The sequence below is a fragment of the Capnocytophaga gingivalis ATCC 33624 genome, assembly GCF_000174755.1.
GTDB lineage: Bacteria > Bacteroidota > Bacteroidia > Flavobacteriales > Flavobacteriaceae > Capnocytophaga > Capnocytophaga gingivalis.
Map to the genome: position 1 here is coordinate 40,904 of NZ_ACLQ01000022.1, position 25,200 is coordinate 66,103.

General features: G+C 42.1%; 31 protein-coding genes and 1 pseudogene. 8 read left to right on the forward strand and 24 right to left on the reverse strand.

Going from position 1 to position 25,200, the window contains the following annotated elements; translation table 11 throughout:
* Positions 1 to 43: 43 nt before the first annotated feature.
* From CAPGI0001_RS08490 to CAPGI0001_RS08560, 15 genes are all read right to left on the reverse strand, one after another.
* Positions 44 to 664 carry a hypothetical protein gene (locus CAPGI0001_RS08490; protein WP_002668884.1) on the reverse strand — a complete coding sequence of 207 codons (621 nt, stop codon included), beginning with the start codon at positions 662 to 664 and terminating at the stop codon, positions 44 to 46.
* Between the two features lie 12 nt (positions 665 to 676).
* Positions 677 to 799 (reverse strand): hypothetical protein, encoded by a 123-nt coding sequence (locus CAPGI0001_RS13445; RefSeq protein ID WP_002668869.1) that lies wholly within the window; start codon positions 797 to 799, stop codon positions 677 to 679.
* A 275-nt stretch (positions 800 to 1,074) separates the two neighbouring features.
* Complete coding sequence (locus tag CAPGI0001_RS08500; RefSeq protein ID WP_002669042.1) at positions 1,075 to 1,524, reverse strand: MarR family winged helix-turn-helix transcriptional regulator; 450 nt, start codon at positions 1,522 to 1,524, stop codon at positions 1,075 to 1,077.
* The gene (locus CAPGI0001_RS08505; RefSeq protein ID WP_002668908.1) at positions 1,499 to 1,951 is read right to left on the reverse strand and encodes an EVE domain-containing protein; all 453 of its coding nucleotides are present in this window, start codon (positions 1,949 to 1,951) and stop codon (positions 1,499 to 1,501) included. The genes CAPGI0001_RS08500 and CAPGI0001_RS08505 overlap by 26 nt, the downstream gene beginning before the upstream one ends.
* Positions 1,952 to 2,013: 62 nt before the next feature.
* Entirely contained in the window at positions 2,014 to 2,568 is a 555-nt protein-coding gene (locus CAPGI0001_RS08510; RefSeq protein WP_002668840.1) for an NAD(P)H-dependent oxidoreductase, read from the reverse strand.
* 193 nt (positions 2,569 to 2,761) lie between these two features.
* On the reverse strand, positions 2,762 to 3,139 hold the full coding sequence (locus tag CAPGI0001_RS08515) for a VOC family protein (protein ID WP_002668965.1): 378 nt from the start codon (positions 3,137 to 3,139) through the stop codon (positions 2,762 to 2,764).
* Between the two features lie 76 nt (positions 3,140 to 3,215).
* Positions 3,216 to 3,995, reverse strand: a complete 780-nt coding sequence (locus tag CAPGI0001_RS08520; protein ID WP_002669094.1) for a helix-turn-helix domain-containing protein — start codon at positions 3,993 to 3,995, stop codon at positions 3,216 to 3,218.
* A gap of 125 nt (positions 3,996 to 4,120) precedes the next feature.
* Positions 4,121 to 6,613 (reverse strand): excinuclease ABC subunit UvrA, encoded by a 2,493-nt coding sequence (locus tag CAPGI0001_RS08525; protein WP_002668955.1) that lies wholly within the window; start codon positions 6,611 to 6,613, stop codon positions 4,121 to 4,123.
* A gap of 8 nt (positions 6,614 to 6,621) precedes the next feature.
* Positions 6,622 to 6,978: an MmcQ/YjbR family DNA-binding protein gene (locus tag CAPGI0001_RS08530; RefSeq protein WP_002668811.1), complete on the reverse strand. Its 357-nt coding sequence runs from the start codon at positions 6,976 to 6,978 to the stop codon at positions 6,622 to 6,624.
* Positions 6,979 to 7,036: 58 nt separating this feature from the next.
* Positions 7,037 to 7,531, reverse strand: a complete 495-nt coding sequence (locus tag CAPGI0001_RS08535; protein WP_002669003.1) for a 3'-5' exonuclease — start codon at positions 7,529 to 7,531, stop codon at positions 7,037 to 7,039.
* A 145-nt stretch (positions 7,532 to 7,676) separates the two neighbouring features.
* The gene (locus tag CAPGI0001_RS08540) at positions 7,677 to 8,660 is read right to left on the reverse strand and encodes a DUF6630 family protein (RefSeq protein WP_248601310.1); all 984 of its coding nucleotides are present in this window, start codon (positions 8,658 to 8,660) and stop codon (positions 7,677 to 7,679) included.
* Between the two features lie 29 nt (positions 8,661 to 8,689).
* Entirely contained in the window at positions 8,690 to 8,941 is a 252-nt protein-coding gene (locus tag CAPGI0001_RS08545) for an alpha/beta fold hydrolase (RefSeq protein WP_002668866.1), read from the reverse strand.
* Positions 8,942 to 9,045: 104 nt separating this feature from the next.
* A complete protein-coding gene (locus CAPGI0001_RS08550; RefSeq protein ID WP_002668981.1) occupies positions 9,046 to 9,756 on the reverse strand; it encodes an ATP-binding cassette domain-containing protein in 711 nt (236 codons plus the stop codon).
* Positions 9,753 to 11,294: an ABC transporter permease/substrate-binding protein gene (locus CAPGI0001_RS08555; protein WP_002668895.1), complete on the reverse strand. Its 1,542-nt coding sequence runs from the start codon at positions 11,292 to 11,294 to the stop codon at positions 9,753 to 9,755. Before CAPGI0001_RS08555 ends, CAPGI0001_RS08550 begins: the two co-directional genes overlap by 4 nt.
* Before the next feature lie 172 nt (positions 11,295 to 11,466).
* Positions 11,467 to 12,186 (reverse strand): YebC/PmpR family DNA-binding transcriptional regulator, encoded by a 720-nt coding sequence (locus CAPGI0001_RS08560; protein ID WP_002669066.1) that lies wholly within the window; start codon positions 12,184 to 12,186, stop codon positions 11,467 to 11,469.
* A 238-nt stretch (positions 12,187 to 12,424) separates the two neighbouring features.
* Between CAPGI0001_RS08560 and CAPGI0001_RS08565 the strand changes: the two genes are divergently transcribed.
* Positions 12,425 to 13,810: a PSP1 domain-containing protein gene (locus CAPGI0001_RS08565; protein WP_002669007.1), complete on the forward strand. Its 1,386-nt coding sequence runs from the start codon at positions 12,425 to 12,427 to the stop codon at positions 13,808 to 13,810.
* Positions 13,803 to 14,282 (forward strand): gliding motility lipoprotein GldH, encoded by a 480-nt coding sequence (locus CAPGI0001_RS08570; RefSeq protein ID WP_002668878.1) that lies wholly within the window; start codon positions 13,803 to 13,805, stop codon positions 14,280 to 14,282. Before CAPGI0001_RS08565 ends, CAPGI0001_RS08570 begins: the two co-directional genes overlap by 8 nt.
* A 35-nt stretch (positions 14,283 to 14,317) precedes the next feature.
* On the opposite strand, the gene CAPGI0001_RS08575 is transcribed toward CAPGI0001_RS08570, so the two are convergent.
* The 9 genes and pseudogenes from CAPGI0001_RS08575 to CAPGI0001_RS08610 form a co-directional block, all read right to left on the reverse strand.
* Positions 14,318 to 14,545 carry a hypothetical protein gene (locus CAPGI0001_RS08575; protein WP_002668856.1) on the reverse strand — a complete coding sequence of 76 codons (228 nt, stop codon included), beginning with the start codon at positions 14,543 to 14,545 and terminating at the stop codon, positions 14,318 to 14,320.
* Positions 14,546 to 14,554: 9 nt separating this feature from the next.
* Complete coding sequence (locus tag CAPGI0001_RS08580) at positions 14,555 to 14,983, reverse strand: SMI1/KNR4 family protein (RefSeq protein ID WP_002669128.1); 429 nt, start codon at positions 14,981 to 14,983, stop codon at positions 14,555 to 14,557.
* A 16-nt stretch (positions 14,984 to 14,999) separates the two neighbouring features.
* On the reverse strand, positions 15,000 to 15,461 hold the full coding sequence (locus tag CAPGI0001_RS08585) for an HIRAN domain-containing protein (RefSeq protein WP_002669064.1): 462 nt from the start codon (positions 15,459 to 15,461) through the stop codon (positions 15,000 to 15,002).
* 51 nt (positions 15,462 to 15,512) lie between these two features.
* Positions 15,513 to 16,229: a nitroreductase family protein gene (locus tag CAPGI0001_RS08590; RefSeq protein ID WP_002669082.1), complete on the reverse strand. Its 717-nt coding sequence runs from the start codon at positions 16,227 to 16,229 to the stop codon at positions 15,513 to 15,515.
* A gap of 39 nt (positions 16,230 to 16,268) precedes the next feature.
* Entirely contained in the window at positions 16,269 to 16,763 is a 495-nt protein-coding gene (locus CAPGI0001_RS08595) for a hypothetical protein (protein WP_002669017.1), read from the reverse strand.
* Positions 16,764 to 16,812: 49 nt separating this feature from the next.
* Positions 16,813 to 16,935 (reverse strand): annotated as a pseudogene (locus CAPGI0001_RS12790) (DUF1304 family protein); the annotation flags it as partial.
* 89 nt (positions 16,936 to 17,024) lie between these two features.
* A complete protein-coding gene (locus CAPGI0001_RS08600) occupies positions 17,025 to 18,002 on the reverse strand; it encodes a bile acid:sodium symporter family protein (RefSeq protein ID WP_002668802.1) in 978 nt (325 codons plus the stop codon).
* Positions 17,986 to 18,372 carry a hypothetical protein gene (locus CAPGI0001_RS08605; protein ID WP_002669028.1) on the reverse strand — a complete coding sequence of 129 codons (387 nt, stop codon included), beginning with the start codon at positions 18,370 to 18,372 and terminating at the stop codon, positions 17,986 to 17,988. The genes CAPGI0001_RS08600 and CAPGI0001_RS08605 overlap by 17 nt, the downstream gene beginning before the upstream one ends.
* A 115-nt stretch (positions 18,373 to 18,487) precedes the next feature.
* Positions 18,488 to 19,567, reverse strand: coding sequence for an efflux RND transporter periplasmic adaptor subunit (locus CAPGI0001_RS08610; RefSeq protein WP_002668823.1), 1,080 nt, complete (start codon positions 19,565 to 19,567; stop codon positions 18,488 to 18,490).
* A 282-nt stretch (positions 19,568 to 19,849) separates the two neighbouring features.
* Between CAPGI0001_RS08610 and CAPGI0001_RS08615 the strand changes: the two genes are divergently transcribed.
* The 6 genes from CAPGI0001_RS08615 to CAPGI0001_RS08640 all read left to right on the forward strand — a co-directional run bounded on the left by CAPGI0001_RS08615 (position 19,850) and on the right by CAPGI0001_RS08640 (position 25,194).
* Positions 19,850 to 20,269: a hypothetical protein gene (locus CAPGI0001_RS08615; RefSeq protein WP_002668918.1), complete on the forward strand. Its 420-nt coding sequence runs from the start codon at positions 19,850 to 19,852 to the stop codon at positions 20,267 to 20,269.
* Between the two features lie 12 nt (positions 20,270 to 20,281).
* Entirely contained in the window at positions 20,282 to 20,890 is a 609-nt protein-coding gene (locus CAPGI0001_RS08620; protein WP_002669010.1) for a CDP-alcohol phosphatidyltransferase family protein, read from the forward strand.
* A complete protein-coding gene (locus CAPGI0001_RS08625; RefSeq protein ID WP_002668931.1) occupies positions 20,874 to 21,656 on the forward strand; it encodes a phosphatidate cytidylyltransferase in 783 nt (260 codons plus the stop codon). Before CAPGI0001_RS08620 ends, CAPGI0001_RS08625 begins: the two co-directional genes overlap by 17 nt.
* Positions 21,641 to 22,684, forward strand: coding sequence for a patatin-like phospholipase family protein (locus CAPGI0001_RS08630; RefSeq protein ID WP_002668888.1), 1,044 nt, complete (start codon positions 21,641 to 21,643; stop codon positions 22,682 to 22,684). Before CAPGI0001_RS08625 ends, CAPGI0001_RS08630 begins: the two co-directional genes overlap by 16 nt.
* A complete protein-coding gene (locus CAPGI0001_RS08635; RefSeq protein WP_002668828.1) occupies positions 22,681 to 23,427 on the forward strand; it encodes an SDR family NAD(P)-dependent oxidoreductase in 747 nt (248 codons plus the stop codon). The genes CAPGI0001_RS08630 and CAPGI0001_RS08635 overlap by 4 nt, the downstream gene beginning before the upstream one ends.
* 66 nt (positions 23,428 to 23,493) lie before the next feature.
* Positions 23,494 to 25,194 (forward strand): bifunctional alpha/beta hydrolase/class I SAM-dependent methyltransferase, encoded by a 1,701-nt coding sequence (locus CAPGI0001_RS08640; protein ID WP_002669036.1) that lies wholly within the window; start codon positions 23,494 to 23,496, stop codon positions 25,192 to 25,194.
* Positions 25,195 to 25,200 lie beyond the last annotated feature (6 nt).

Here is a 25,200-nt window from a genome sequence, read left to right on the forward strand (position 1 = left end):
TTTTTACTGAATAGGTTACTATATCAATATCCATACGTTTATTTTAAATACCCATTATTTCTTTAATTCTTTTCTCTCTTCTGAGAAGAAAATCATCAAAACGAGCTTTTCCGTAGAGAGGAACTAAGACAAGTTCCATTACTTTTAATTGTATAGTGTGTAAGTTTTCGATAGAAAGGTCGTTATAAATAGTTTGGATCGTTCGAATAACAGATTCTTTATCTATATTTTGATATTCCTGATAGGTATTGATTTCTGCAATACTACTGTTGATATACATTTTTGTTTCATAAAACAGAAAAAAGTCGTTGTAAGGAGATAGAATAGAATGATTATCTTCTATAAGTATGGCTATATCATATAACTTTTCTTGCCAAAAGAAAGATTTGGCTCCTAAAAAATCTGTTTGAATAATAAAATCGGTATATTGAATATGTTTCTTACAGATATTTATAATATTTTCAGCAGTAACGAGAGTAGAGTTATTATTTTTTACAAAGTTACTATATGCGAACAAACATTTGTTAAAAGAATCCTTATCAGAGTTTATAAATACTTTCTTTTCCCCTTTATATTGATAATATATATTTCCTGTGGATTCTTCCACTAAGAAATATTCATCTTTACAAGTATCTAAGAGATTTCCTATATCAATAACCGTCATCATCTATTTATTTTAGTCTCCACTTATATATATTTTCTCTATTTCTGGTTGCTCTAATAGTTTTATTATAGGAGAAAGTTCCGGAAGTGAAAGCATTTTAAGGTCTTCAACAAAGTCTGTAAGTGCTTTTCCCATAAAAATAACATCTGTAAGGTAATAATCTTTAATTTTAGAGAGCTCCCTGCATCTACCTTATTTTATAGCATCCTGAGAAAACATCAATTGATGTAGTTTTTCATCAATTGACACATATTCTTTCTCCTTTCCTTGCTTAAAAATAACAATATTCAATGGCATAATAGAAAATAGTATAAATAGTTTTTGAGACTACAAAGGTACAAAACAATTGATAATTGATAAAACCTTCCTCATAAGTAAGGTTTTCTAGCAATGAGGGCAAAACGATTCCGCTAATTTGTCAAAAGTTTGTGCAGTTGAGCGTTGAACGAGGGCTGTTCGATTGTCAAAATACTGAAAAATTCATCGTCGAAAGCCTCGACCTTAGCGACGGCTTGCGCGATGAGTTCGGCACCTTTATCGGTGATAGCAACTACTTTGGCGCGGGTGTCGGTCTTGTGTTCTTCCCTTGTGATGAGGTCTTTGCTCTGCAAAGTGCGCACCACTTGCGAGGTAGTCATTGGGTCTATCTTGGTGAAATTTGCCAAAGACACCTGTGTGATTTCCTTTCCTTGTTGGGCGAACCACTGGGCACTCGCCAAGAGTACAAACTGGGGGTGTGTGAGGTCGAAAGGTTGCAACACTTTTTTGATTCCGCGTTGCCATAACATACTTACCTGCCAAAGTAAAAGCCCTGAGCTTTCTTCGGCTTTCAAATTAAAAATTGAGGGCTGAGAGGTCATTGTGTAACATTTTAGAGGCTATAAGTTTAAAATCGTTCTCGGATATTTCCAAAATACCAAAGCGAAAAGGATATCCCCACACCTTTTTGTTGGGGATAAAGTCCAATAGCTCAATAAGGTCGGCTATGGGTGTTTCTTCGCAGTCTACAAAAGTAATATTTCTCCTAAACGGACAGAAATTTTCACTCATCTGAAAGGCATAGACTTCCTCGTCTTTTACTTTGCCAATAGCCGTGAAGGCTTGGCATTTGTCTTCTTTTCCGAAATAGCGTTTGGAAGAGTAATAGAGAATACCGTCTCCCTCCTGCATACGTTTCAAAGGCTGTGCCTTGCCGTGGCAGGCTTGAGCAAAGCCTGCCGCAACGCCCATTTGTACGTGGTCGCGACTTGCCACTACAATCCAATATTTGATAGGTCTTTTTTTCATTTATAAATGGAATAAAAACCGTGTGACACACTGCCACACGGCGATTTTTATCAATTGCAAACTTAGTTTAATTCTTTGATTTGCGCAACCAATCGAGCGGCGTGCTCTTTGGCTCTTTGTTGCAAGGTGGTAAGTGCTTCTTTGGGCATTACCTCTGGAATGTACTTCATTCCGTAAGAGATTACAGGCTCTTGGAATAGCAGTTTGCAGTGATTGGCAGTTTGGCGGTGAATGTTGAGAAAATCAGTAAACGGATAGTTCTGTGCGCCACCGTGTTGGTAAGCCTCTTCAGGAGCTCCGGTAGTGAAAGAAAGGATGAGTTTCTTGCCCATCAGCTTGTTGTCGCCATAAGCAAAGCCGTGTGAAAATACGTTGTCTAACCATTTTTTCAGCAAGGCAGGAAGCGAATACCAATTCACAGGGAATTGCCATACAATTACATCTGCTTTTACAAGTTTAGCTTGTTCGGCAGTTACATCAATTTGATAGTTAGGGTAGAGAGCTTGCAAGTTACTTACTTCAGCCTCAGGAAGCAAGCGTTTTACTTCTTCTAAAATAGCCTTGTTGGCGTTAGACGTCTCCATTGTAGGATGCCCGTTGATAATTAAAACTTTCATATATAATTTAAATTTACTTCTTTATTCGGGCGCAAAGGTAATATGTTTTTATATAATAAGCAAACTTACTATATATTATTTTATAAATATTTTTTTAAGGTGTAGGTATTACTACGAGTTGGGGATATAAAAACTCCCCGCTGGTAGATTTCTCTACCAGCGGGGAGGGGTTTTGTATTTTATTTTCAATATCTTACTCTGGTGCAGAATAGGTTACTATATCAATACCGATGCCGTTGGGGTCTATAATGGCAAAATGGCGGTCGCCCCAAGGCTCTTCGCGAAGCGCTATGGCAATGGGTACACCCTGCTCTTTTAACTTGTGGTAATACTCGTCTACATTCTCTACTTCAATGGTGAGGTATACGCCCTGTTGGGTAAAAGGTTTTTGGAAAAGAGGTTGTTGTGAAGGGTGGTTAGGTAATAAAAAACTGATTTCTGCCTCCTGATTAGGGGTGTGCAACAGCAAATAAAAGTCGTTTTCAAAAGTAACACCAAATTGCAATACTTGGGTGTAGAAAGCCTTGCTCTCGGCTAATTTCTCGGTGATAATACCTGCGTTTAATTTCATTCTGATAATGTATTTGTTATTCGGCGGCAAAAGTACCGCAAGCGCAGGGAATACGATTGTAAAAAACGGACATTCTTCAGCCTAACACCTTACTCGGCGTATCGCCATAGAATGTTTTAAACGATTTGATAAAGTGGGCTTGGTCGTAATAAGTGTCTAAAAAAGAATGGTTGTGATAGGCTTTTGCACTTAGTATATGCTGAAAACGCACAATATTGCTAAAAGTCTTAGGACTATCACCTATGTAGTAGTCGAAAAGGCGGCGCAACTGTCGGGGGCTGATACCGGTATCTAACTCACTGATGTGTATACTGCCTTTGCTTTGCAATATCTGCAAAAGTGCCGAGAAAAAGCGGTTATCCATCTGCAAAGGGCGTTGTGATAGGTGGCGGAGAAAATAGTTGTCTAAGCATTGTGCTATGGTAGCTAACGAAAGGGGAGTTTCCAACTGCTGAGCTATAAAAGTAGCCAGTGCAGGTACTACCTCGCACAAAGGGATTTCTTGTGCGCTGATTTCAAAAGCATCTTGACCAAAAAGTAGCGGAAAGGCACTGGGTAGAAAGCGTACTCCTACATAATGAAAAGCCCCCGTTATAGGAAACTCTATGTATGTATTGCAATACCCCATAAGGGAACTCATCTGCGGGGCGTTGCAGTCAAAAAATAGGTCTATACAACCATCGGCAACTACTCGGTAAAAGAAAGGCGTGTTACGTGGAGGAGATTTCAGTTCCCAATAGCAATAGATAAATGGACGCAAAGCCTCACACGGAAGAAACTCGGTATAGGTAACCTCTTTTTCTTCTGCAGGAATAACCGATTGCGTAGGGTGATAATAGGGGCGAAGTGATAACACGTTGTTTGCTATTGATAGAGTGCAAAAGTACAAATAATTAGCAAATTAGCAAATGTGTTAATTATAATAAAAATCCCGCTGGTAGGCAAAGCCTACTAGCGGGGATTCTTATAATTTTACTAGGTTTATAAATATTTCCCTGTGATACTATTGGCGTTATTCTTTACTGTTTGAGGAGTGCCTTGAGCTACGATTCTTCCGCCTGCGGCACCGCCACCGGGACCCATATCGATAATATAATGAGCATTGCGAATGACGTCTAAATCGTGTTCAATCACTATCACGGTAGCTCCTAAGCTAAGGAGGCTCTGAAAAACACCGAGCAGCACACATACATCTTGCGGGTGTAGCCCTATGGTGGGTTCATCAAATACGAAAACGGTATCGCTCTGTCCTTTACCCATTTCGCTGGCTAACTTAAGGCGTTGGGCTTCTCCGCCTGAAAGCCCTGGGGTATCTTCGCCAAGCGACAAATAGCCTAATCCTAACTGTTGTAACACTTGTAGTTTTTGATTTACTAACTTCAAATCGGTAGTTACCTCTATTACTTGGTCTATACTCATACTCATCAGCTGGGGTAGACTGTATTTTTCGCCATTCTTGGCGGTGCGAAATACTTTATAGGCTTCGCGCTTGTACCTACTCCCTTTGCAATCAGGGCACACAATATCAACATCGGGGAGGAACTGCACATCTAAGGATATTTGCCCTGTGCCGTCGCAGGTAGGGCAACGGAGGTCGCCTGTATTGTAGGAGAAGTCGCCTGCTTTATAGCCGTACTGTTTGGCATCGAGGGTTTTGGCGTAAATCTTACGGAGTTCGTCGTGAATACCGGCATAGGTAGCTACCGTAGAGCGCACATTGATGCCTATAGGGGTAGCATCGATGAGCTTTACCTGACGAATACCTTCTGCTTTTACCAATTTGATATGCTGAGGTAATTTCTTCCCCATAGCGTTTGCCTCTAAAGCGGGAATTAGGCTCTCTAACACTAAAGTAGTTTTGCCTGAGCCCGAAACCCCTGTAACTACTGTAAGTCTCCCCTTTGGAATTTCCACTTCTAAAGGGTGTACGGTGTGTATAGCATCGGTAGAGAGGTGTATGTTTCCCATAGAAAAGAGTTCGTTTTTTGGGAGTTCTGCTGGCAGTTTGCTCTCTTGCGATAGGTAAGGTGCTATTACCGATTCCTTATTTTGTGCTATTTCATCTACCGTTCCTTGTGCGATGACGGTTCCGCCATTAGTCCCTGCGCCTTTGCCCATTTCTACAATCTCATCGGCGTGAGTAAGTACTTGGGTATCGTGGTCTACCAATATCACCGAATTGCCATCGGCTATGAGGTCGTCCATCACACCTGTTAAGCCTTTGAGGTTGTGAGGGTGTAGCCCGATAGAGGGTTCGTCTAACACATAGAGCACCCCAGTAGTGCGGTTGCGTACAGCGCGTGCAAGCTGTACGCGCTGGCGTTCGCCAGTGGAAAGGGTAGCTGCTGCACGGTCTAAGGAGAGGTATCCCAAGCCTAAATCGATGAGGCGGTGGGCGGTATCGGTAAAGGCTTCGCAGATGTTTTTAGCCATTGGGCGCATAGCTTCTTCTAATGAATCGGGGACGCCTGCTACCCAAACCATTAACTCATCGAGCGTCATAGCTGTAGCTTGGTCTAAGCCAATGCCCCTAAGGCGTGGGGCACGTGCCGCTGGAGAAAGCCTTGTGCCGTGGCAGTCGTGGCAAACGTCTTCTTTTAGGAACTTCTCGAGGCGTTTCATTCCACTATCGTCTTTTACCTTAGCCAAAGCGTTTTGTACGCTATACACAGCACTGTAGTAAGTAAAATCCATTTCGGCAGTTTGTCCTGTTTTGGGGTTTAGGTAGAATATATGTTTCTTTTCAGCAGGCCCGTGGTAGACTATTTCTTTTTCTTCGGGGGTTAAATCCTTGAAAGGCACATCAGTACGCACGCCCATTTCGCGGCATACATCTTTCATAAGCGACCACATCAGGGTACCCCATACCACCACTGCCCCCTCATCAATAGTGAGGTTTTCATCGGGGACTAACTTGCTTTCGTCAACCATTCTGACGGTTCCTATTCCGCCACAGGTAGGGCAAGCACCACGACTGTTGAAAGCCAAATCTTCAGCTCCAGGTCCGTAGAAATGTTCGTGGCACTCGGGGCAGGTGATTTCTTGCATAGCTGCTACAGCAAACGAAGGTTTTACATAGTGTCCGTTAGGGCAACAGTGATTGGCAAGCCTTGAGAACATCAGGCGGAGGCTGTTCAGCAATTCGGTCATTGTGCCGAAAGTACTGCGGATACCAGGTACCGTAGGGCGTTGGTGCAGTGCTAAGGAGGCTGGCACGTAGCGCACATCGTCTACCTCAGCGCGTTCGGCTTGCGTCATTCGTCGCCTTGTGTAGGTGGAAAGCGATTCTAAGTATCTTCGTGAGCCTTCGGCATAGAGAACTCCTAAGGCAAGAGATGATTTGCCTGAGCCCGATACGCCGGCAATCCCTACAATCTTATTGAGGGGTATATCGACGTCTATATTCCTGATGTTGTGTACTTTAGCACCTCGAACTTCAATATTTTTGGGGCTTTTAGGGTTTTCTTTTTTCATAGTTGTCATTATTTTACTAATTTGTTTTTCTGTGAAGAAGCTACTAAATCATACGATTGTTTTACATAAGCCTTGATTTTATCATCGGGCATATCCTCATTGAAACGGATACCCACCCAATATTTTTTGCTTAGGTTAAAAGGGTTTTCTACTGCTTGATAATTTGCTTTGAGTTGTTCTATCTCATCGGGGTTCCATTTGAGCGTGCATTTGTCAAACTTATTGATATCAAAGAAGCAAAACATCTTTGTACCCACATAAAAAACTAAGATTGAATCAGCATTTTTAAAGAACCCCGAAAAGGGCATTTTCTCATACGTATCAGGCAGGGATAGGCAAAAGTCTCTAAATTCTTCTATATTCATAGTGTGAGCCCCACGGGCAGTTTAAGGTTTATAATGTTTTAATCGTAATGGCAAAATCTCACTTGAAAAGTTCTAAAGCAATATGTGCGCAAGCCTCAGCATCGGCTAAAGCGTGGTGATGTTGCTTGAGATCAAAACCAAAATAAGCGGATACAGTGTCTAACTTGTGATTTACAAGCTGAGGGAGGCTCTTGCGCGCTGCTCTCAAAGTGCAAAAGAAAGGATTAGTGTGCTGTGGGAGCGCGTAATAAGCTAATACTTCCCGCAAACAGCCTTCATCAAACATACTATTGTGAGCTACAAGGGGTAAATCTTTTATTTTTGGTAGTATTTCTTTCCATACTTCAGGGAAGAGAGGAGCCTTTTCGGTGTCGTACTGCGAAAGTCCGTGTACTTGGGTACAGAAAGGAGAATAATAGTTAGGAGCTGGTTTTATCAGTTGGTAGTAAGTATCGACAATCTCGTTGTTTTCTACAAAAACAAGTCCAATACTGCAAACACTGCTGCGGTATTGATTAGCGGTTTCAAAGTCTAAGGCTACGAAAGTGTTCATTTTATTTAGGAGATTTATTGAAGAGACAAAGGTACGAAAATAATTGACAAATTAGCTAATGTGTAAATTACAATAAATCCCTGCTTATAGGCTATCCTATAAGCAGGGATTTATCTCTAATGCTTTTTTATAAACTATCGCTTTGTTAAGATATCAAGAGAACACTTGCTTCATCTTCTAACATCGAAAACAATACTCCGTACTGACGCTGTGCAGCTTCTGCATTTTCTTTTGGACAAAGCCCTATGATATAGCTGTCGCCTCCTATATCTATATCATAAAGAGCAAATTCACTTTTTGCTGCTAAGAGCTGAAACACCTTATCGGGAGGCGTGTTGTTGTCTATTTCCAAATCTATTTCTTTGCCTTTTAGCTGTTTACTTAGCAGATTATAGTTATAGATAACATCTTCTGCTTCTGTTTTCCAATCAATTACCTGCAAGTAGTTTGAGGCTATCATCTCGGAAAGGAAAGCATCAGATAGATTTTCTTCGCCTAATACACTCATACATATTCTATTGGCAGCGCAAGAGGGAATGGAGAGTAAGTCAGCCAATGATAGCCATTCTTTCTGGAACTTTTTGGATATTTGAATGTTTTGAGGAGCTATTTCTCCTTTGCCTTCTTGTTTTTTCAACAAGGCGTTTTGTAAATCTATATAAACAGCAAGGCGTTTTTCAAGTCGTTCGATAGTACTACTATCGGTTACAGGATCGTTTTTTCCTATATAATCATACGATCTATGACCTTTTTTGTTGGAGATAAAATAGGCATATCGCACCCACTCGCATTTGTCCTTAACACGACAGATAGCATAGCGTACATTTTCGTTAATATCTTCAAATATAATACTTTGAGGAATAAAATAAGAGTAGTCTTCTGAGAGAGAATTGTTCTGCTCCAAACAAATGGAAATGATCCCTGAGGTATCCTTTTCATGGATTGTCCCAAGCAGTAGTTCGGTATTATGGTCGTTTAGTTGGGTATAGTTATTCATTATTTTTTGGAAGTCTTCCAAAGGATAGGGACTGCCTCCGATGCATTCTTCTTTGGCGTAAAAGACCCAGCAGGAGGTAGGTTTCTTTTTTAGTGTGTTCATACCCAATATATTGGATATTTTTTCTATCATACTTTTTAAAAACATAGCTAAAGTTCTTTCTAATATTTTTTTATAAATTCAGTGATTTCGGTAGCAGTTTTGATGCGGGCTTCTTCAGAAGTAAAGCTGTGGTCTACTTGGGGAAGGAGTATTAATTGACTATTTTTATACCCTTGGTGGTAGCGCTCGCCATAGGTATAAGGGACTACCACATCCCAAGTGCCATGAATAACAAGGGCTGGTCCTTTATACTCTTTGGCAGTTTCGTATATAGGGAGCGTTTGAGCGGTGGCGATATAGTCGTGCCCCATACGCAATCCTCTGGAGCGTAGGGATAAGGCGTTCTTCTACTTGTAATTGATGAGCATCGCCTGCTTGGTAAATAACAATTGCTTTCATTTAATATGCTAATTTGCTAATTTGCTAATTGTTTAACAAACTCATTGGCAGGGTGTTGTTTTATCATTTCGGGGGTGTCGTATTGCTGAATAACACCCTTATCCAGCACTAATACTTTGGTGCCTAGTGTGAGAGCTTCGGTGATGTCGTGGGTAACGAATACTATGGTAACCCCTGTTTGCTGATGTAGCGCTTTGAGCTCGCGCTGTAGCTGCTTGCGGGTGATGCTGTCTAATGCTCCAAATGGCTCGTCCATCAAGATGATAAAGGGGCTTGCAGCTAAGGCACGAGCGATACCTACCCGCTGCTGCTGTCCGCCCGAAAGCTGGTGAGGGAATCGGTTGGCGAGTTCGGGGGGAAGGTTCACCTGTTGTAGTTTTTCGGTGACAATGTGCTCTATATCGGTTTTGGAGTACTTTTTTAGGTGGAGTACATAGGCGATATTCTCGGCAACGGTAAGATGTGGGAAGAGGATATTTCCTTGAATTACATAGCCTATGTTGCGACGTAGGGCAATGAGGTCTTCTGCTAAAATATTCTTGCCGTTAATATGTATTTCGCCTTTATCGGGTAATACCAATCCGTTTATCATTTTTAGCACGGTAGTTTTGCCAGAGCCTGAAGTGCCTATGATAGTGAGGAAAGTACCGCTTTCAATAGTGAGGTTGAAGTCGGAGATGATTTCCTTGCCGTTATAGCTTTTGTATATGTGGGTAAATGTTATCATTGTTGTGGGTGTAAAAGTCCTTTTTGTAGCAGGTAGTTTTTAGCTACTTCTTCAGGTCGTTTCCTCTCGGTTTCTACCAAAAAATTGAGGTGCGCCATCGTGGCATCATCAATGAGGTTGTTGAGTTTTTTTAGGGTGGTGCGCAGGGCGGGGTAAGTGGTGAGCAATTCGGTACGTACGACCGTGCCTGCCTTATAAGAAGGGTAGAGATTGCGGTCGTCCTGGAGTACAACAACCTCACTTACAAAAAGCTGCCCATCAGTAGTAAATACTACCATAGCATCAATCTTCTTATCGCGTATGGCTTGGTATTTTAGTCCGATGTCCATATCTATTACTCTGCCAAAGTGGATGCCATAGACTTCTTGGAGTTGCTTATAGCCGTCCTCACGCTCGAAGAAATCATATTCAGCCCCAAAGATAAGCTGGTGGCTCACCTTAGCCAAATCGGTGAAGGTTTTGAGCTGGTATTGTTGTGCTACTTGTTTGCTGACGGCTAAGCCATAGGTATTGTTGAAGCCGTATAAATTTGCCCATTCTAAACCGTATTGTTTTTTGTAGGCATCTTCTAAGATAGAGAACTTATCATCTTGGTAAGGGTCTTTGTGCTTGAGTACTGCTTCCCACGAGGTGCCGGTATATTCGGGATAGATATCAAAGCCTCCGCGCAGCATTGCAGGGTGAATATTGGAGGTACCACCCCCTACGCCATTGGTGAGGCGTACTGAAAGCCCTGTGTCCTGCTCAATAAGCAAGGCAAGCATTTGCCCTAATATATAACTTTCGGTCATTGGCTTGGTAGCGATGTGAATATCTTTCGTCTTTTTGGGAGAAAGCACAAAGAACAAGGTGATAAGCAGTGCCAATACCCCTACCCCTACCAGCTTTAGAGGGTTGCGCTTATGGGCTACTTCGCGGTTTACTAATCGTTTTTCTATTTTTGCTAAGAAGAAATCGAATCCCAAAGCCAAGAGAGCAATGAGCACACTGCCTACCAGAGTCATCGCGCTATTATTGGTAGTGATTCCGCGATAGATAGCAACCCCCAAGCCACCAGCCCCTACAAAAGAGGCGATACCTGCTAGTGCAATGGTCATCGTAACCATATTGCGAATGCCCGACATTAGCACGGGGAGGGCTAAGGGGAGTTTTATTTTCCAGAGCAACTGCCAGCGGGTGCTACCCATTGCCTCGGCAGCTTCGATAATAAGCGGGTTGATGTGCGTAATGCCCGTATAGGTACTGCGGATAATAGGCAGCAAGGCATAGAGTATCAATGCAATAAGAGCGGTAAGGTTGCCTACCCCTGTAATGGAGATAAAAAAACCTAACAAGGCGATAGAAGGGATAGTATAGAGCATATTTACTGCCCCCAAGAGCCAAGCGGCATACTTGCGGTACTCGCTAATAAAAATACCCAATAGCACTCCTATAAGAGAGGCTACAACTATGGCAGAGAGCGAGATAAGCAGATGCTCGACAGTGAGATGCAGGAAGAAAGGTGCTTCGTCACGGAGAAGAGTACTAAGATTTGTCAATGTGTTGAATTGTTAATCTGTAAGTGAAATTATTTTGGCAAAGATACAAAAATAATTCGTCCAATCTCAAAAGTTCTTATATAATAAAGATAGGGATTCTTTATCTTTGTATCTACAAAAATAAATATCCCTATAACTAATTTTTCTCAAGAAAAGGTGCCGTTATTACTCCTTATTCTTCGCTTTCTTTCATGGTGTGGTAGACATTTTGGACGTCGTCGTCTTCCTCTATTTTCTCCAAAAGTTTTTCCACATCGGCTTGCTCTTCTGGGGTAAGTTCCTTGGTTATCTGAGGAATACGTTCGAAACCTGAAGACAGAATTTCTATATTACGGCTCTCTAATTCCTTTTGTATAGCTCCAAAACTCTCAAAAGGTGCATAGATAAGGATTCCATCGTCATCGACAAAGACCTCTTCTGCTCCGAAGTCGATCATTTCCAACTCCAACTCCTCTGGGTCTATCCCCTCTGCATTGATACGGAAGTTACAAGTATGGTCGAACATGAACTCCACCGATCCGGAAGTACCCAAGGTACCATTGCACTTATTGAAATAGCTACGGATATTAGCTACTGTACGGTTGTTGTTGTCTGTTGCTGTTTCTATAAGAATGGCAATCCCATGGGGAGCATACCCTTCGAAAAGAATTTCTTTATAGTTGGCAGTATCTTTTTCTGTTGCACGCTTGATGGCTCGTTCTACGTTTTCCTTAGGCATATTCGCTGCCTTTGCATTTTGCATAATAGCACGTAAGCGGGCATTCGTCTCAGGATGAGGTCCCCCCTCTTTTACCGCCATTACAATATCTTTTCCTATACGGGTAAATGTTTTTGCCATTGCAGCCCAACGCTTGAATTTACGGGCTTTTCTAAATTCAAATGCTCTTCCCATTTTCTTCTAATTTATCTTTATTAAAAACGCGTGCAAATATACGGCTTTTCCTCGAAAAATTTATCCTTATTCACAAAAAAATATCCTACAAAAAAGGATTTTGCTTTTTAACTTTTTATTTCTGACTTTTTTATGTATTTTTGTCCTTTTAAAAAACACTCTGTTTTCTCCAAAGGAAAACTCCTATCCTTTTAGGGGATATTTTCTCCTTTTAGAGATTATAAAATAATGAATATTAATGATTTACAACGATACACCTTCTCACAACACTACCGCTTATAACTACGGAAGTGTCAAGCTCTCTGTATATGATTGGCTCTCTGATATCCCGCTACCTGCAGGACAAGAGGTCTTCGACTGTGTAGAGGTTCGCTTCAAGAACAGTCGCAAGGAATTTTTTCGCAATGTCCACAGGCTTCCCTTACAAATAGGCGATATGGTAGCTACAGAAGCTATCTCAGGGCACGATATAGGAACCGTTTCCCTCACTGGAGAGCTGGTACGTATCCAGATGCGCAAGAAGAAGGCCGATGCCCTCTCCCCTACCCTGCCCAAGATATATCGCAAGGCTACCGAGCGCGATATAGAAATATGGAGAGATCATCGTGCCAAAGAGGTCGCCCTACAGAAGCGTTCACGTGAGCTGGCTATTGCCTTGGGCTTGGAAATGAAAATCTCCGATGTAGAGTATCAGGGAGATGGCTCTAAAGCAACTTTCTACTATACTGCCGAAGGACGTGTGGACTTCCGCCAGCTGATCAAGGATATGGCCAAAGAGTTCTCCACTCGTATCGAGATGCGCCAGATAGGTTACCGCCAGGAGGCTGCTCGCCTGGGAGGTATCGGCTCCAGCGGACGAGAAATCAGTTGCTCTACTTGGCTTACTGAGTTCCGAAGCGTAACGACTTCTGCCGCTCGCTACCAACAGCTCTCGCTCAACCCTCAGAAACTTGCCGGACAATGTGGAAAACTCAAGTGTGACCTGAATTTCGAACTAGATTGCTACCTCGAGGCCTTGCGCGACTTCCCTCGTACTGACACCAAGCTACTCACCGAAAAGGGAATTGCTTCTTGCCAGAAAGTAGATATTTTTAAGCGCCTGATGTGGTTCACCTATGAGGGCGATTTCATTAACTGGCACAAACTTACTGTGGATCAGGCAAAAGAAATCTTGGAACTGAACAAACAGAAGCAGACAGTACCAAGCCTTGAGGAATATATCACAGAAGAGGAAGATACAACCCAGAAGGTCTCCCCTATCGATAATTCCCAAGAGGGAAGCCTTACCCGCTTTGATGAAAAACCTAAAAAACGTAAAAACAAAAAGAAACAAGGGGGTAAAAATACTGCTGCCAACGACACTGCTCCTGAGGCAAATCCTGACAAAGAAAGAGATGACAACAACAAAGAAAAAGTAGCTCCTGTAGCCAAAGAGAAAAGAAATAATCCTGAGGGACGAAAACCCCAACCTGAAAACAAGAAACCTTTCAATAACAACCCTCAAAAAGCTATCAACAACGCTCAAAAACAGGAAAAGATAGCACCACAAGCTACCAATATTAAGAAAAGTAGCCGAAAACCTTTTAAGAAACCTAACAAAACCACTCCTAAGTCCGATGAATAAGTTTTTCTTTTTCTTAGTAGGGGCTCTCCTTATGGCCAGCTGTGGAGAGAATATACAATACAGTGAATACCAGACTCTCCCCCAAGGGTGGGCTGCTAATAAGCCTATTGCTTTTCGCTATGAGGCCACTGATACGCTACAAAAGCATAACCTTTTTATCATGCTAAGGAATAACAATGACTATCCCTATAGCAATATCTTTCTCATTACCAAGATGGAGTTCCCCAATAACCAAGTCATTGTGGATACTTTGGAATATGAGATGGCTACCGCTGAGGGCAAATGGTTAGGAGAGGGAGCTACTATCAAAGATAGCAAGCTATGGTATAAGGAAGGTGTTACCTTCCCTACCAAGGGAACTTATACTTTCTCCATAGAACAGGCCGATCGCAGCTTAGGAAAGGAAAAAGGTGTGGAGAACCTACAAGGCATCACCGAAGTAGGATTCCAAATAGAGGGCAGTGGTCGGTAATAAGTCTTCAGCAGTAGTAGAGGCTATCATGTTTCCTAGGTATTTAGCACCCAATCACCATGTCTATACGATTCAAAGAGTAGCATTATAGGAATAGCAAAAGTTTCTACAAGGGCTTGTATCCCCTCCCAAGAAAAAGAATGTAGCTCTGGCATTCCTGGTTTCCTTATATAATTGAATACATTATAGAAACAAACCAGTATGATATAGCAAATGACGACAATATAACCATTACGCTTTATATTTTTAGTGAGTAGGTTCATTTTGTATAATTATTTGCTATCTACTAATTTACTAAGAATAAAATCTTCTAACGAATCGAAGAGTTTTTCATACGCTCCAATATCGTGATTATACAAAATCACCTCCCGAGTTGCCGTATCTACGAGTATAGGATTCCCCGTATCATCTACCGAGATAACATATTGTTGTGCCTCTATACTCATTTGCTCTCTAAAATCATTGGTAAGTTCTACAAAAGTCTCATCACCTATTAGTTCAGCATTTTTTAGCCCATAAATGCGAATGTCACCTATTACTACCCCTCCATAATGTAGTAGCAAATATCGGTGAGTTTCGTCCAATTTTAGTTGCATAGTTTGTTCCACAAACAATAACTCACTGGCTGTGGAAGGTGCTCCCATTGTTATAGGATTCTTTTGGAAAAAATCCTGTAATTTCTCAATAAGTATTGCATTCATAACCGTTAATTATTACTTAGTATCCTTGTCGGTAGAGGTCTTCGGCATCGCTCGCTCGTGCATTTTGTAAGGTTGTAAGCAACTGAGGGGTAGGCGTAATAAGCTCTGCAAATACTTCCAAGGCTATGGATTGATAAGGATCCTTAGGATTGTGTTGGCTTACTTGAGTAGTTAGTTCCACATTGGCGTCCAACATATTAGCGATTATTATATTCTCATAAGCAGGAAGATACCCTAGCTTGTATTCTTGGTAATAAACCTCTACGGCAAAAGCATCATATATATTCTCTTTTTCATGCTTTAGAAGCAAAGTATCTCCTTCCTTTAGCAACTCTTTTACTCTACTATACTGGTAATATTGTACGCCACGAATGTAGTTGTCATAGATTTTTACCAAACTTTTCCCTAACAAATTTGTAGGCAAGATAAGCCCCGTAGAAGCTAATCCTAAAGATTTTATAAAGTCAATTCTATTCATAGAGTCTTATTGATAATCAGTTAATTAACAATTTTCTACTTAGCACATGGGCTAATTATGCTTATACACTTCCTCAAAAGGCAATCTAAACCTTTCACCCCAGATACCGCGCTCTTCACGAATTCCACAAGTGACGACCATACTCACCTCTGCTCCACAAGGCAGATGCAAAAGTTTTTTAATACGGCGGCTATCATACCCGCCTAAGGGACAAGTATCATACCCTTCCTCTGCCATTGCCAACATAAAAGTTTGCGCTACAAGCCCACAGCTTTTATGTACTTCCACACGTATATCACCTTCAGAGAGTTCTCGCACCATAGGGCGAAACCAACCGATTACCCCAGAGAGCTTGCGGAAAGCACCTAATAAGCCAAAAAAACGACTATACACAAACGGGATTAGTTTCTGGTAAAGCTTCTCTTTATCTTTAATGCGTTTGGCTTGCCTTTCAGGCGGACTGTTGCGCTGTATATTATCACGCTCAAATTCCAAGATAGCTTTGGCGTGCTGGCGGTGTTTGTCTTGTCGAGTCACGAAAACCACCATCTGTTGTGCCGTGGTTGCTGAAAGCTGCCCTAAGCAGGCTTTTGCTAATTTTTCTAACAAAGCCTTATCAGTAATATGATAGAACTCATACAGTTGCATATTGAAACCGCTAGGTGCTAGTGTAGCGAGCCTAAGGCATTCACGCACCTTTTCCTCACTAATGGACGTAGGAGCGTAATAACGCACCGCCCTGCGGAAGTGTAAAATATCTTTTAACATAGGGTTTATATTTTGTTATTAATAAATAGACGGATATGCTTAATCATCTTTAAAAGAAATGTAATGCCGAGAGGGTAAGTCCTCCTCCACACTGGGGACATTTCTTAGTGAAACCTCTTGTCTGTTCTTTTTTTTTTCACATTCTATATCAAAATGATAGGGGTATATTTGGTGCCCCACAACCAATGCTTTTCCTACAACTTGATTGCAATGAAAACACCATACCTTAGGAGTAAAATAAGCTTTTACAGAGTACTTAAAGTCAGCATCTTCATAAGTATCTGTCCGTACCTTTTCATCTATTTCATCAAGATCAGTAGGCTTAAGCCAATAGAGATAGTCAACCATATAACTCTCACTTTTAACTAATTTAAGTAGAGTAAATACTGGTCGGCATATTTTTAGTAGTTCTTCCTCAGGTATATAATCTCTTACATCACGCCCTCCGCCCAAATGTAAGTTATCACTTAGGGTGTAATCAAAACGATCACAATAAAACATAGGAGATTTTTCAGGAGTAATTAGTTTTTGCATTTTAATATGTTTCAAAAATTAATGATTTTTTATCACCACTCCATCAACGAAAGAGGTGTACATTCAGGCCCCACTCTGGGGCGTTAATGAAAAAACTCCATGCCAAGCCTGCTATCAGAAAGCCGTTATACAACCCCTGATTAGCGGCAAGTCCTTTGGTTTCAGTGAAGAGTTAAAAGCGAATAGTAAAAAATGAACGACAGAGGGCATTTTTCACTCTTCACTCTTCGTTTTTCACTTAATTTGCTCTTCATTTTTCACTTAATTCTTTACTTGCTGCCCTATCCTATTGGCAAGCCAACTCACATAAAAGAGTTGGAAGCTATGGTACAGCATGATAGGGAGCAAATAGAGTACTTTTTGGGTTTCGGGGATCCCTAAGACCATCACAAAAAGACTTCCATGTACCAGCGACTTCTTAGACCCACAAAAGGTGGTAGTGATGGTGTCTTCCCGATTGAATCCCAAGGCATGGGAAAGCCTTTTGAGGACTTCGTACACTATAAAAAACAAAGCTACTGAAGCCCCTGCAATGATTACAAAGACCATAGGAGATACCGAGAGGAATATCTGCTTGACAAAAGCATCAGAAAAGCTCTCATATACAATGAGTAAAATGATAAATCGGTCAAACTGCCCTATCCATTTGCTGTATTTATCTACCCATTTTTTCAAAAGTGGGTTCAAAAGGAGTCCCAGTACGATAGGTAGTAGTACCTTGAGTAATAGCTGCTGGATAATAGCCCCTTGATCCACCTCTGCTGAGGTGTTTTCTAAGAAAAATCCCATCAGCAAGGGGGTTGCTACAATCCCTATGAGTCCCGATATGGAGGCATTGAATATAGCCGAGGTAATATTGCCTTTGGCAATAGAAACCATCACTACCGAGGAGGATACGGTAGAGGGCAAGCTCGCTAAAAAGAAAATAGAGAGCCAGACCAACTGGTAGTCTGTGCCCTTGGCCAATGGGTAGAACAAGGCTACCAAGAGTGGAAAGAGAACAAAAGTGCCCAGCTGTACCAACAGGTGAAGTTTCCAGTTCTTTATATCCCGAAATACTTCTTTAATATTGAGTTTCAGTCCGTAAAGCAAGAAGATGATACAAATTCCCCAATCAATAAAGCGGTTTAGGTTAAAGGTCGAATTGTATTCATCTCGATAAGGGAGGATTCTTGCCAAGAGAATCATGCCCACTAAGACAAAAAGGAAGTTATTTTGTTTGTTAAATATCTTTTTCATTCTGAATATGGTTTATTTTTCTAATTCGGTTCAATAAGATAAATAATAGGGCGTAGCCTATACTTATACTCCCCCATATAAGCAAAGTTCTCAAAGGACGATAGGGAAAATGCTGTAATATTTCTAAAGAAAGTAATCCATAAGGTACAAAGAACAATCCTTTTTTCCATTGGAATAGTGAAAAGGCGAGCAGTAACCCTATAGAGTTAAAATAATAATATACATAATAGACAAACAATCCCCATGAAACTCCATGTATAGTGGTGTAAGTGAAGTATTTTTCATAGAAAACACTCACTAAGGTCTGTATTCCTATAGGTAAGAGCCAACATCCCACTAAGGCTAAAGTATAGAATAGATATTTTTTCATAAGAGGTTATTTCTACGGGACAAAGATAATAAATTTAGATAAAATTCCAGCAAACAAAAAGGCGATACTTTCGCATCACCTCTTTTTCTGGATTCTTATTTACTAAACTAATTAATTATTCAACTATTTTCACCGCAGTGCCATTATCTATATTGATCTGTCCACTGGTGATTACCTGATCGCCTGCTACAAGTCCTTCTAATATTTCTACCTTGTCACCGAAGTTACGACCACTCTTTACTGTAACCAATTCTGCCTTAGGTACAGCCTGTCCTTGGTCATCTTTTCCAGCAACTATCTTAAAGATTTTGTTCTGGCTTACACTCCCTACAAAAGCACTATGAGGCACGACAAGGGCGGTAGTAGCTTCTGTCTGTCCGGCAAACTGGGCACTGGCATACATACCTGCCTTGAGCTTCTTGTCCTTATTCGCTACTAAGATTTCCACAGGGAACTTAAGAGCACCATTGGATTTAGGGGCTATAAAAACAATCTTTCCCTCCACAGTTTCTGAGGAGGTACTGGGCTTTACCTCAATAGTCTGTCCTACTTTGAGCTTGCTTACTTGTGCCTCATCTACAGTGATTTTGAGCTTAAGGTTGTCTATATTCACTACATTGAAAAGAGGCTGTCCTGGATTAACGAGAGTACCTTCTTCTACCTCTTTGCTACTTACAATTCCACTGATTTTACTTCTGACAGAAGTATCGCCAGAGATGATGGCTGCTGAATTGTAATTAGCCTGTGCATTCTTAACTTGTAGTTGAGCTTGCTCCAATTGTCGTGCGGTAACGCCCCCTGTCTGGTAAGCACTTTCGAATCGTTTCAGATCGGACTTAGCGGTCTCAAGCACCGCCCTAGCATTGTCCAGTTGTACATTGGTACGATCTGCCTTAGTGGTAGCAAGTACTTGTCCTGCTTTTACATAATCTCCTTCTTTTACATAAATCTTCACGATCTGCCCCCCTGTCTCAGAAGAGACATTGAGGTCTTGTTCGGCTACAAAAGTCCCATTGGCGGTAAAGAGATCCGATACATTCTCTTGGGTTACCTTGGCGGCACGCACCGCCACTTGAGCTTCCTTCTGGGCTACAATAGCCACTTCTTGTGCATTCTTTTCCTTATTTGCATACAAGCGATATGCCATAAAACCTACTAAGGCAAGGATAATAACTGCGGTAAGTATTTTCTTCATCGTTCTAAATTTTATATTTAAGTGAACTCTTTAAGGATCTTAATTCCTTGTTTCAGGGCGCAAAGGTAAAACAAAAAACTTAATAAACAAAAAAAGTTTCCAACTTTTTTAAGCAGATAATTAAGTGAAAAAATCAAAAGCATAATCTGTGAGTCCTCACAGACCAATATAGGGCGAAAAGTAAAAAAATCTCTTGTCAATTTTCTTTACTTTTTGTACCTTTGCGCTTTAACCACTGACAATTCCCCTACTCCGCAAAGGGAAAGTACAGACAACTAACTCATGAGAATACTTATACCTCTTATCATTACCTTTATCTTTGTAGGCTGTCAAAAGGATAACTCCCCCAAGGTAGCACCTCCGCCTAAGAGTACCAATACTTTGATTGGTTATTGGCAGCGGGAGCACACTGCCTCCTGTGGAGAGGACGAAATTCTACTCTTTACAGAAGCCAGAATAGGTTGGGTTCCTTTGCAGGAGAACACTTGTACCTTAGCTTATCCAAAAATCATAGAATACACCTACACCCCAACAGAGGTTGGAAAACTCTCGGTGGAGGGAATGTCCTCTCCTTGGGAATATTCCTTTAGGAATGGACAACTTTCCTTGAAGAAAACAGCTACAGATGCCGCTTATTCCTACAGACGAATTACCGCCGAGGATTATGAGATATTTATCAAAGCCCACCAAAGAAAACCCTAATCTTTTTGGTATATGATTTCCGTTTATAAGCTAAAACCTAAATTCCAACAATTGTTACACCCTTTGTTGGTATGGCTACACCAAAAGAAAGTAACCGCTAACCTCATTACAGTGGTGGCTATAGTGTTCTCGTTTTGCATTGGAGTACTCTTCTGGGAAGCCTCTACTGTACCATTTTTCTTTTTGGCATTGCCAATAGGACTACTTATCAGGATGATACTCAACGCCCTCGATGGTATGATGGCACGCGAATTTGGGCAAACTTCTCGACTGGGAGAAGTTCTCAATGAACTGGGGGATGTCATCTCCGATGTATTTATTTTCTTCCCTTTGCTAAAATACCACCCCGAAAGTCTTTACTTAATAGTAGTTTTTATTGTACTGAGTGTTCTTAACGAATTTGCGGGTATCATGGGCAAGGTATTAGGTGGCCAAAGGCGTTATGACGGACCTATGGGCAAGAGTGACCGCGCTCTGCTGGTGGGTATCTATGGACTGCTCTCTTACTTTGGAGTAGGGATAACAGCTTATTCTCAGGTGATTTTCTCCATCATCATTGCGCTGTTGCTCCTGAGTACTTTTATCCGCTTAAAAAAAGGACTCTATGCCGATGCCCAATAGTAAATATGCCGATGTACCACTGCGTATCCGCAGCTGGGGGGTCATGATCTGTATCTTTGCCGTGGCTATCTCCCACCTCTATACCATGTACCTCTTTTGCTTATGGATGAGCTTCCAAGGGATGACCGAGCTGGGAAGGCTCTTTAGGTACGAGACTACCTACTGGTGTATAGCTGTCCCCTTATTACAAGGAATACTACTTATAAGCTGTCCAGCTTATCCTGACTATATGATAGGGGCTGGTATCTTTGTCTGTATAGGGCTTATCCTAAGTTGCTCCCTTAGGCAAATTCCCTTAGGACTCCCCATCTCCCTTCTGATTGTTTTAGTTGCTTACCCTCACTTGATTTTCTTGCGTATGGAACCCCAAGGGGTACTGTGGTTGATCTTCTTAGTGGTAGTCACCGAACTGAATGACATCCTCCAATACCTCACAGGCAAGGCCTTTGGCAAGCGGAAGATCCTACCCAAAATAAGCCCCAACAAAACCATAGCAGGATTCTTAGGCGGTCTACTGCTCTCCCCTATACTGAGTATGGCTATAGGCAGCTTGCTTGACCTACCTATATCACTCCTGAGCTTAGCGCTCATAGGATTCTTCCTTAGCTTCTGGGGGTTCTGGGGCGATGTGACCTTCTCCTACCTCAAGCGAAGAGCAGGGGTCAAAGACACAAGCACGCTTATCCCTGGACATGGCGGGCTCTTAGACCGTATAGATAGCCTATTGTTCAACTGTATTTGGTTTTACTTATGGATCCTTCGATAAGCCCCTTCTCCAGCTGTTTGCTCTTCTCAGGGGGTGGTACCCGCTTTGCCCTCTACAATGGTATGTATGCAGCTCTGTGTGAGATAGGCAAAGCACCTGATCTGTTGATTGCTTCTTGTGGAGGTGCCTTTGCTTCCTTGGTAATCAATGCTTTCCCTACCCACGAGGAGCGAAAAGCGTATTTGCAATCTCGGGAATTTTACCACTTTATACTAAGTCTTTCCCTTACCCCCTATAGTAAGTTGCATCGTTTGGGTTTTTTAGCACTGCAAAAGCGCTATGACAAGCGCCCCGCTCCCTTTGTAGAAGATGTATATCAGCGCTATTTAGTAGAAATGGCACAGGATCTTTCTGCCTTACTTCCTTCTTTGTCCAAGGTATCTTTTTCGGCTACCTTACCTACTATCATCATAGGAGCAAAGATGCTCTTCGCTCCCCATGAGTGTGGCTCGTCCCGAGGGAGAAGAAAGCTCTACCAAGAGGTACTCTTTACTGACCCTCAGACCGCCCAGAAGATCCCTCCTTCGGCGCTACAACATACCGAGCCCAACTATATTCATTCGGCAGTAGCTTCTAATATACTACTCAATACCGAAATGCCTATACTTAGAGCAGCTCGTATTTCGATCTCCGATATGTTCTATGTAGCACCTGTGGCTTATCAAGATTCCTATTATGCAGGCGGAGCTATTGACCTTGTCCCTATGGAACTGGCCTATACCCTTTCCGCAGAGGTGATAGCTGAGCGCAAACAGGCCTACTCCCCTACAGAAGAAGCCTTGGTGCGTGCCGTCTTAGGCTTTAGTGGCAATGAGCGGCTCTCTACAGTGGCCTCCTACCCTGCTCTATGGGTAGATACACGTAGAGCTACCTCTGTTCTAAAAGGATTTTATTCAGAGAAATATATAGATTGGAAGCGCCTAAGCATTGGTATTCGTTTTCCCAAGGACTACCCTACTTACTTTCAGCAAATAGAAAAACAATGGGACTATGGCTATCAAACTATTCTTAACACCTTTAGCTCATGAATGTATTTATCATAGGAGGCACCTCCGGCATAGGCCTTGCCTTAGCCTCCTTCTACCAACAAAAAGGCCATCGTGTAGGGGTCTGTGGCAGAGACCTTAGCAAGCTCTCTACAGAATTACCCTTTGAGAAATATGAGGCTGATGTCATAGACAAAGAACTATTAACCAGCGTAATACATCAATTTATCAACTCCTCTGCCCTATCCCTACTGATCAATTGTGCGGGTAGCTACGCCGAAGATGTGGTAGGAGAGATCTCCTATGACCAGGCGGTGGCGATGCTACAAACCAACATTATAGGGGCTATCAACACCTTGGAAATAGGACGAGAACTCATGAGGAATAGCGGCGGACAAATCGTTCTATTAGCCTCTATATCAGGGATTTTGGACTACCCTTCCTCCAGTCTCTATACCAAGACCAAGCGCAGTGTTCTGCAAATAGCCGAGGCCTATAGGCGTGCCCTGCGTCCCTTCGGTATCCATATCACAACCATTGCTCCTGGGTATGTAGCTACCCAAAAACTACACGACCTGAATCAAAACAACCTATCCAAAAAACCTTTTGTGGTAAGTGAGGCACAAGCCGTAGCGGAAATTAGCCATGCTATTGCCCAGAAGAAGCCTATACACCTATTCCCTACGCGTATGAAGTGGCTCATGTGCCTACTCTCTTTTCTACCCAAGCCTCTGCTATCGCTGATTATGTACAGAAAAGCTAAGTGGATGCAAGCTAACAACTAATTTTATCTAAAAATTAGGTGATTAGAAAATATTTATCTATTTTTGTCGCATCAAAATCATTATACCATGAACACAGGTTTTTTCAAAAGTCATGAAGGGGCTGAGATCTTCTTCTATGAGTGGAATTACAAACCAGGACAAAAGACCCTTATCGTAATCCATAGGGGACATGAGTATGGCGAGCGCCTGCAGGAGTTTGCCACACATCCTCTCTTTGCCTCTTACAATATCTTTGCTTTTGATATGCGCGGACACGGACATACCAAAGCCGGTGTATCACCAGTTTTCATGGACTCAGTAAGGGATCTGGACACCTTTGCCAAGTTCCTACAACAATCCTACGCAGTACGTGAGGAAGATATCTTTGTGGTAGCCAATAGTATTGGCGGGGTGATTACATCGGCTTGGGTGCATGATTTCGCCCCACGTATCGCGGGTATGGCGCTATTGGCGCCTGCCTTTGAGATTAATCTTATTGTTCCTCTGGCAAAACAAGCCATCGAACTAATGCTAAAGATCAATCCTAAGCTCATTGTCAAGAGTTATGTAAAGTCTAAGATGCTTACTCGAGACCCAGAGCAACAGCGCGCTTATGATAATGACCGCTTTATCACCCGCTCTATCAATGGAAAACTACTCATCGACCTTGCCAATGCCGGCAAGCGATTGGTCGAAGATGCTGCTGCGATCACTACCCCTACGCTGCTACTTTCTGCAGAAAAAGATTTTGTGGTGATTAACCGACAACAGAAACAGTTCTATGTAAACCTATCCTCCTATCTAAAAGAGTTTATCACCTTAGAAGGCTTCCACCATGGAATTCTCTTTGAGCAAGGCAGAGAGGAAGTGTACAAAATCCTACAACGCTTTATTCAAAAGGCTTTCCAGACACCCCTTGCTCCCCCTACACTGGCTCCAGACCTCTTTACCCAAAAAGAGTTTGAGACTATGCAATATGAGCTGATTCCCAATGGGGAACGATGGAGTTACCGCTTTCAGAAATGGGCATTGAGTAAGTTTGGACACTTGAGCGAAGGTATGACCGTCGGCCTCACTCACGGATTCGATTCTGGTGCTTCTATGGATTATGTATATAAGAATACACCCCAAGGCAAATGGGGTATAGGTCACTGGATGGACAAGAGCTATCTCAATGCCATAGGCTGGCGTGGAGTACGTATCCGCAAGGGACACCTATTAGAACAAGTAGAAAAAGCCATACAAGCACTACAAGCCCAAGGACGAAAGGTGAAAATATTGGACATCGCTGGGGGAGTGGGTAACTACCTCTTTGACATCAAGCAGCGCCACCCTGAGGTGGAGATTGTCATCAACGAATTCCTACCAGCCAACATACAAAAAGGCGAACAAATCATCAAAGAACGTGGCTACCAAGGCATGCGTTTTACCAATTATAACTGTTTTGAGGCTGATACTTACCGCAAACTGGATTATGCGCCCAATATCACCATTATCTCAGGTATTTTTGAGCTTTTTGGTGACAACGCCTTGGCTGCTGAGGCCATCAAAGGGGTAGTTTCTATCTCCGATAATGGCTATATAGTCTATACAGGTCAGCCTTGGCATCCTCAACTCAAAACTATCGCCTTTGTTCTCAAGAGCCACCAAGAGAAAGACTGGGTGATGCGTCGCCGTAGCCAACGAGAATTGGACGGGCTTTTCGCCCTCTATGGGGTAAAGAAAGAAAGCATGCTGATTGATGACTTTGGGATCTTTACCGTTAGCTTAGGGCAAGTGAAGAAATAGTCAGGT

Coding starts and splice junctions, on each gene's coding strand:
- CAPGI0001_RS08490 (WP_002668884.1), bottom strand. CDS start 664: ATGACGGTTATTGATATAGGAAATCTCTTAGATACTTGTAAAGATGAA.
- CAPGI0001_RS13445 (WP_002668869.1), bottom strand. CDS start 799: ATGGGAAAAGCACTTACAGACTTTGTTGAAGACCTTAAAATGCTTTCA.
- CAPGI0001_RS08500 (WP_002669042.1), bottom strand. CDS start 1,524: ATGACCTCTCAGCCCTCAATTTTTAATTTGAAAGCCGAAGAAAGCTCA.
- CAPGI0001_RS08505 (WP_002668908.1), bottom strand. CDS start 1,951: ATGAAAAAAAGACCTATCAAATATTGGATTGTAGTGGCAAGTCGCGAC.
- CAPGI0001_RS08510 (WP_002668840.1), bottom strand. CDS start 2,568: ATGAAAGTTTTAATTATCAACGGGCATCCTACAATGGAGACGTCTAAC.
- CAPGI0001_RS08515 (WP_002668965.1), bottom strand. CDS start 3,139: ATGAAATTAAACGCAGGTATTATCACCGAGAAATTAGCCGAGAGCAAG.
- CAPGI0001_RS08525 (WP_002668955.1), bottom strand. CDS start 6,613: ATGAAAAAAGAAAACCCTAAAAGCCCCAAAAATATTGAAGTTCGAGGT.
- CAPGI0001_RS08530 (WP_002668811.1), bottom strand. CDS start 6,978: ATGAATATAGAAGAATTTAGAGACTTTTGCCTATCCCTGCCTGATACG.
- CAPGI0001_RS08535 (WP_002669003.1), bottom strand. CDS start 7,531: ATGAACACTTTCGTAGCCTTAGACTTTGAAACCGCTAATCAATACCGC.
- CAPGI0001_RS08540 (WP_248601310.1), bottom strand. CDS start 8,660: ATGATAGAAAAAATATCCAATATATTGGGTATGAACACACTAAAAAAG.
- CAPGI0001_RS08545 (WP_002668866.1), bottom strand. CDS start 8,941: ATGGGGCACGACTATATCGCCACCGCTCAAACGCTCCCTATATACGAA.
- CAPGI0001_RS08550 (WP_002668981.1), bottom strand. CDS start 9,756: ATGATAACATTTACCCACATATACAAAAGCTATAACGGCAAGGAAATC.
- CAPGI0001_RS08560 (WP_002669066.1), bottom strand. CDS start 12,186: ATGGGAAGAGCATTTGAATTTAGAAAAGCCCGTAAATTCAAGCGTTGG.
- CAPGI0001_RS08565 (WP_002669007.1), top strand. CDS start 12,425: ATGATTTACAACGATACACCTTCTCACAACACTACCGCTTATAACTAC.
- CAPGI0001_RS08570 (WP_002668878.1), top strand. CDS start 13,803: ATGAATAAGTTTTTCTTTTTCTTAGTAGGGGCTCTCCTTATGGCCAGC.
- CAPGI0001_RS08575 (WP_002668856.1), bottom strand. CDS start 14,545: ATGAACCTACTCACTAAAAATATAAAGCGTAATGGTTATATTGTCGTC.
- CAPGI0001_RS08580 (WP_002669128.1), bottom strand. CDS start 14,983: ATGAATGCAATACTTATTGAGAAATTACAGGATTTTTTCCAAAAGAAT.
- CAPGI0001_RS08585 (WP_002669064.1), bottom strand. CDS start 15,461: ATGAATAGAATTGACTTTATAAAATCTTTAGGATTAGCTTCTACGGGG.
- CAPGI0001_RS08590 (WP_002669082.1), bottom strand. CDS start 16,229: ATGTTAAAAGATATTTTACACTTCCGCAGGGCGGTGCGTTATTACGCT.
- CAPGI0001_RS08595 (WP_002669017.1), bottom strand. CDS start 16,763: ATGCAAAAACTAATTACTCCTGAAAAATCTCCTATGTTTTATTGTGAT.
- CAPGI0001_RS08600 (WP_002668802.1), bottom strand. CDS start 18,002: ATGAAAAAGATATTTAACAAACAAAATAACTTCCTTTTTGTCTTAGTG.
- CAPGI0001_RS08605 (WP_002669028.1), bottom strand. CDS start 18,372: ATGAAAAAATATCTATTCTATACTTTAGCCTTAGTGGGATGTTGGCTC.
- CAPGI0001_RS08610 (WP_002668823.1), bottom strand. CDS start 19,567: ATGAAGAAAATACTTACCGCAGTTATTATCCTTGCCTTAGTAGGTTTT.
- CAPGI0001_RS08615 (WP_002668918.1), top strand. CDS start 19,850: ATGAGAATACTTATACCTCTTATCATTACCTTTATCTTTGTAGGCTGT.
- CAPGI0001_RS08620 (WP_002669010.1), top strand. CDS start 20,282: ATGATTTCCGTTTATAAGCTAAAACCTAAATTCCAACAATTGTTACAC.
- CAPGI0001_RS08625 (WP_002668931.1), top strand. CDS start 20,874: ATGCCGATGCCCAATAGTAAATATGCCGATGTACCACTGCGTATCCGC.
- CAPGI0001_RS08630 (WP_002668888.1), top strand. CDS start 21,641: ATGGATCCTTCGATAAGCCCCTTCTCCAGCTGTTTGCTCTTCTCAGGG.
- CAPGI0001_RS08635 (WP_002668828.1), top strand. CDS start 22,681: ATGAATGTATTTATCATAGGAGGCACCTCCGGCATAGGCCTTGCCTTA.
- CAPGI0001_RS08640 (WP_002669036.1), top strand. CDS start 23,494: ATGAACACAGGTTTTTTCAAAAGTCATGAAGGGGCTGAGATCTTCTTC.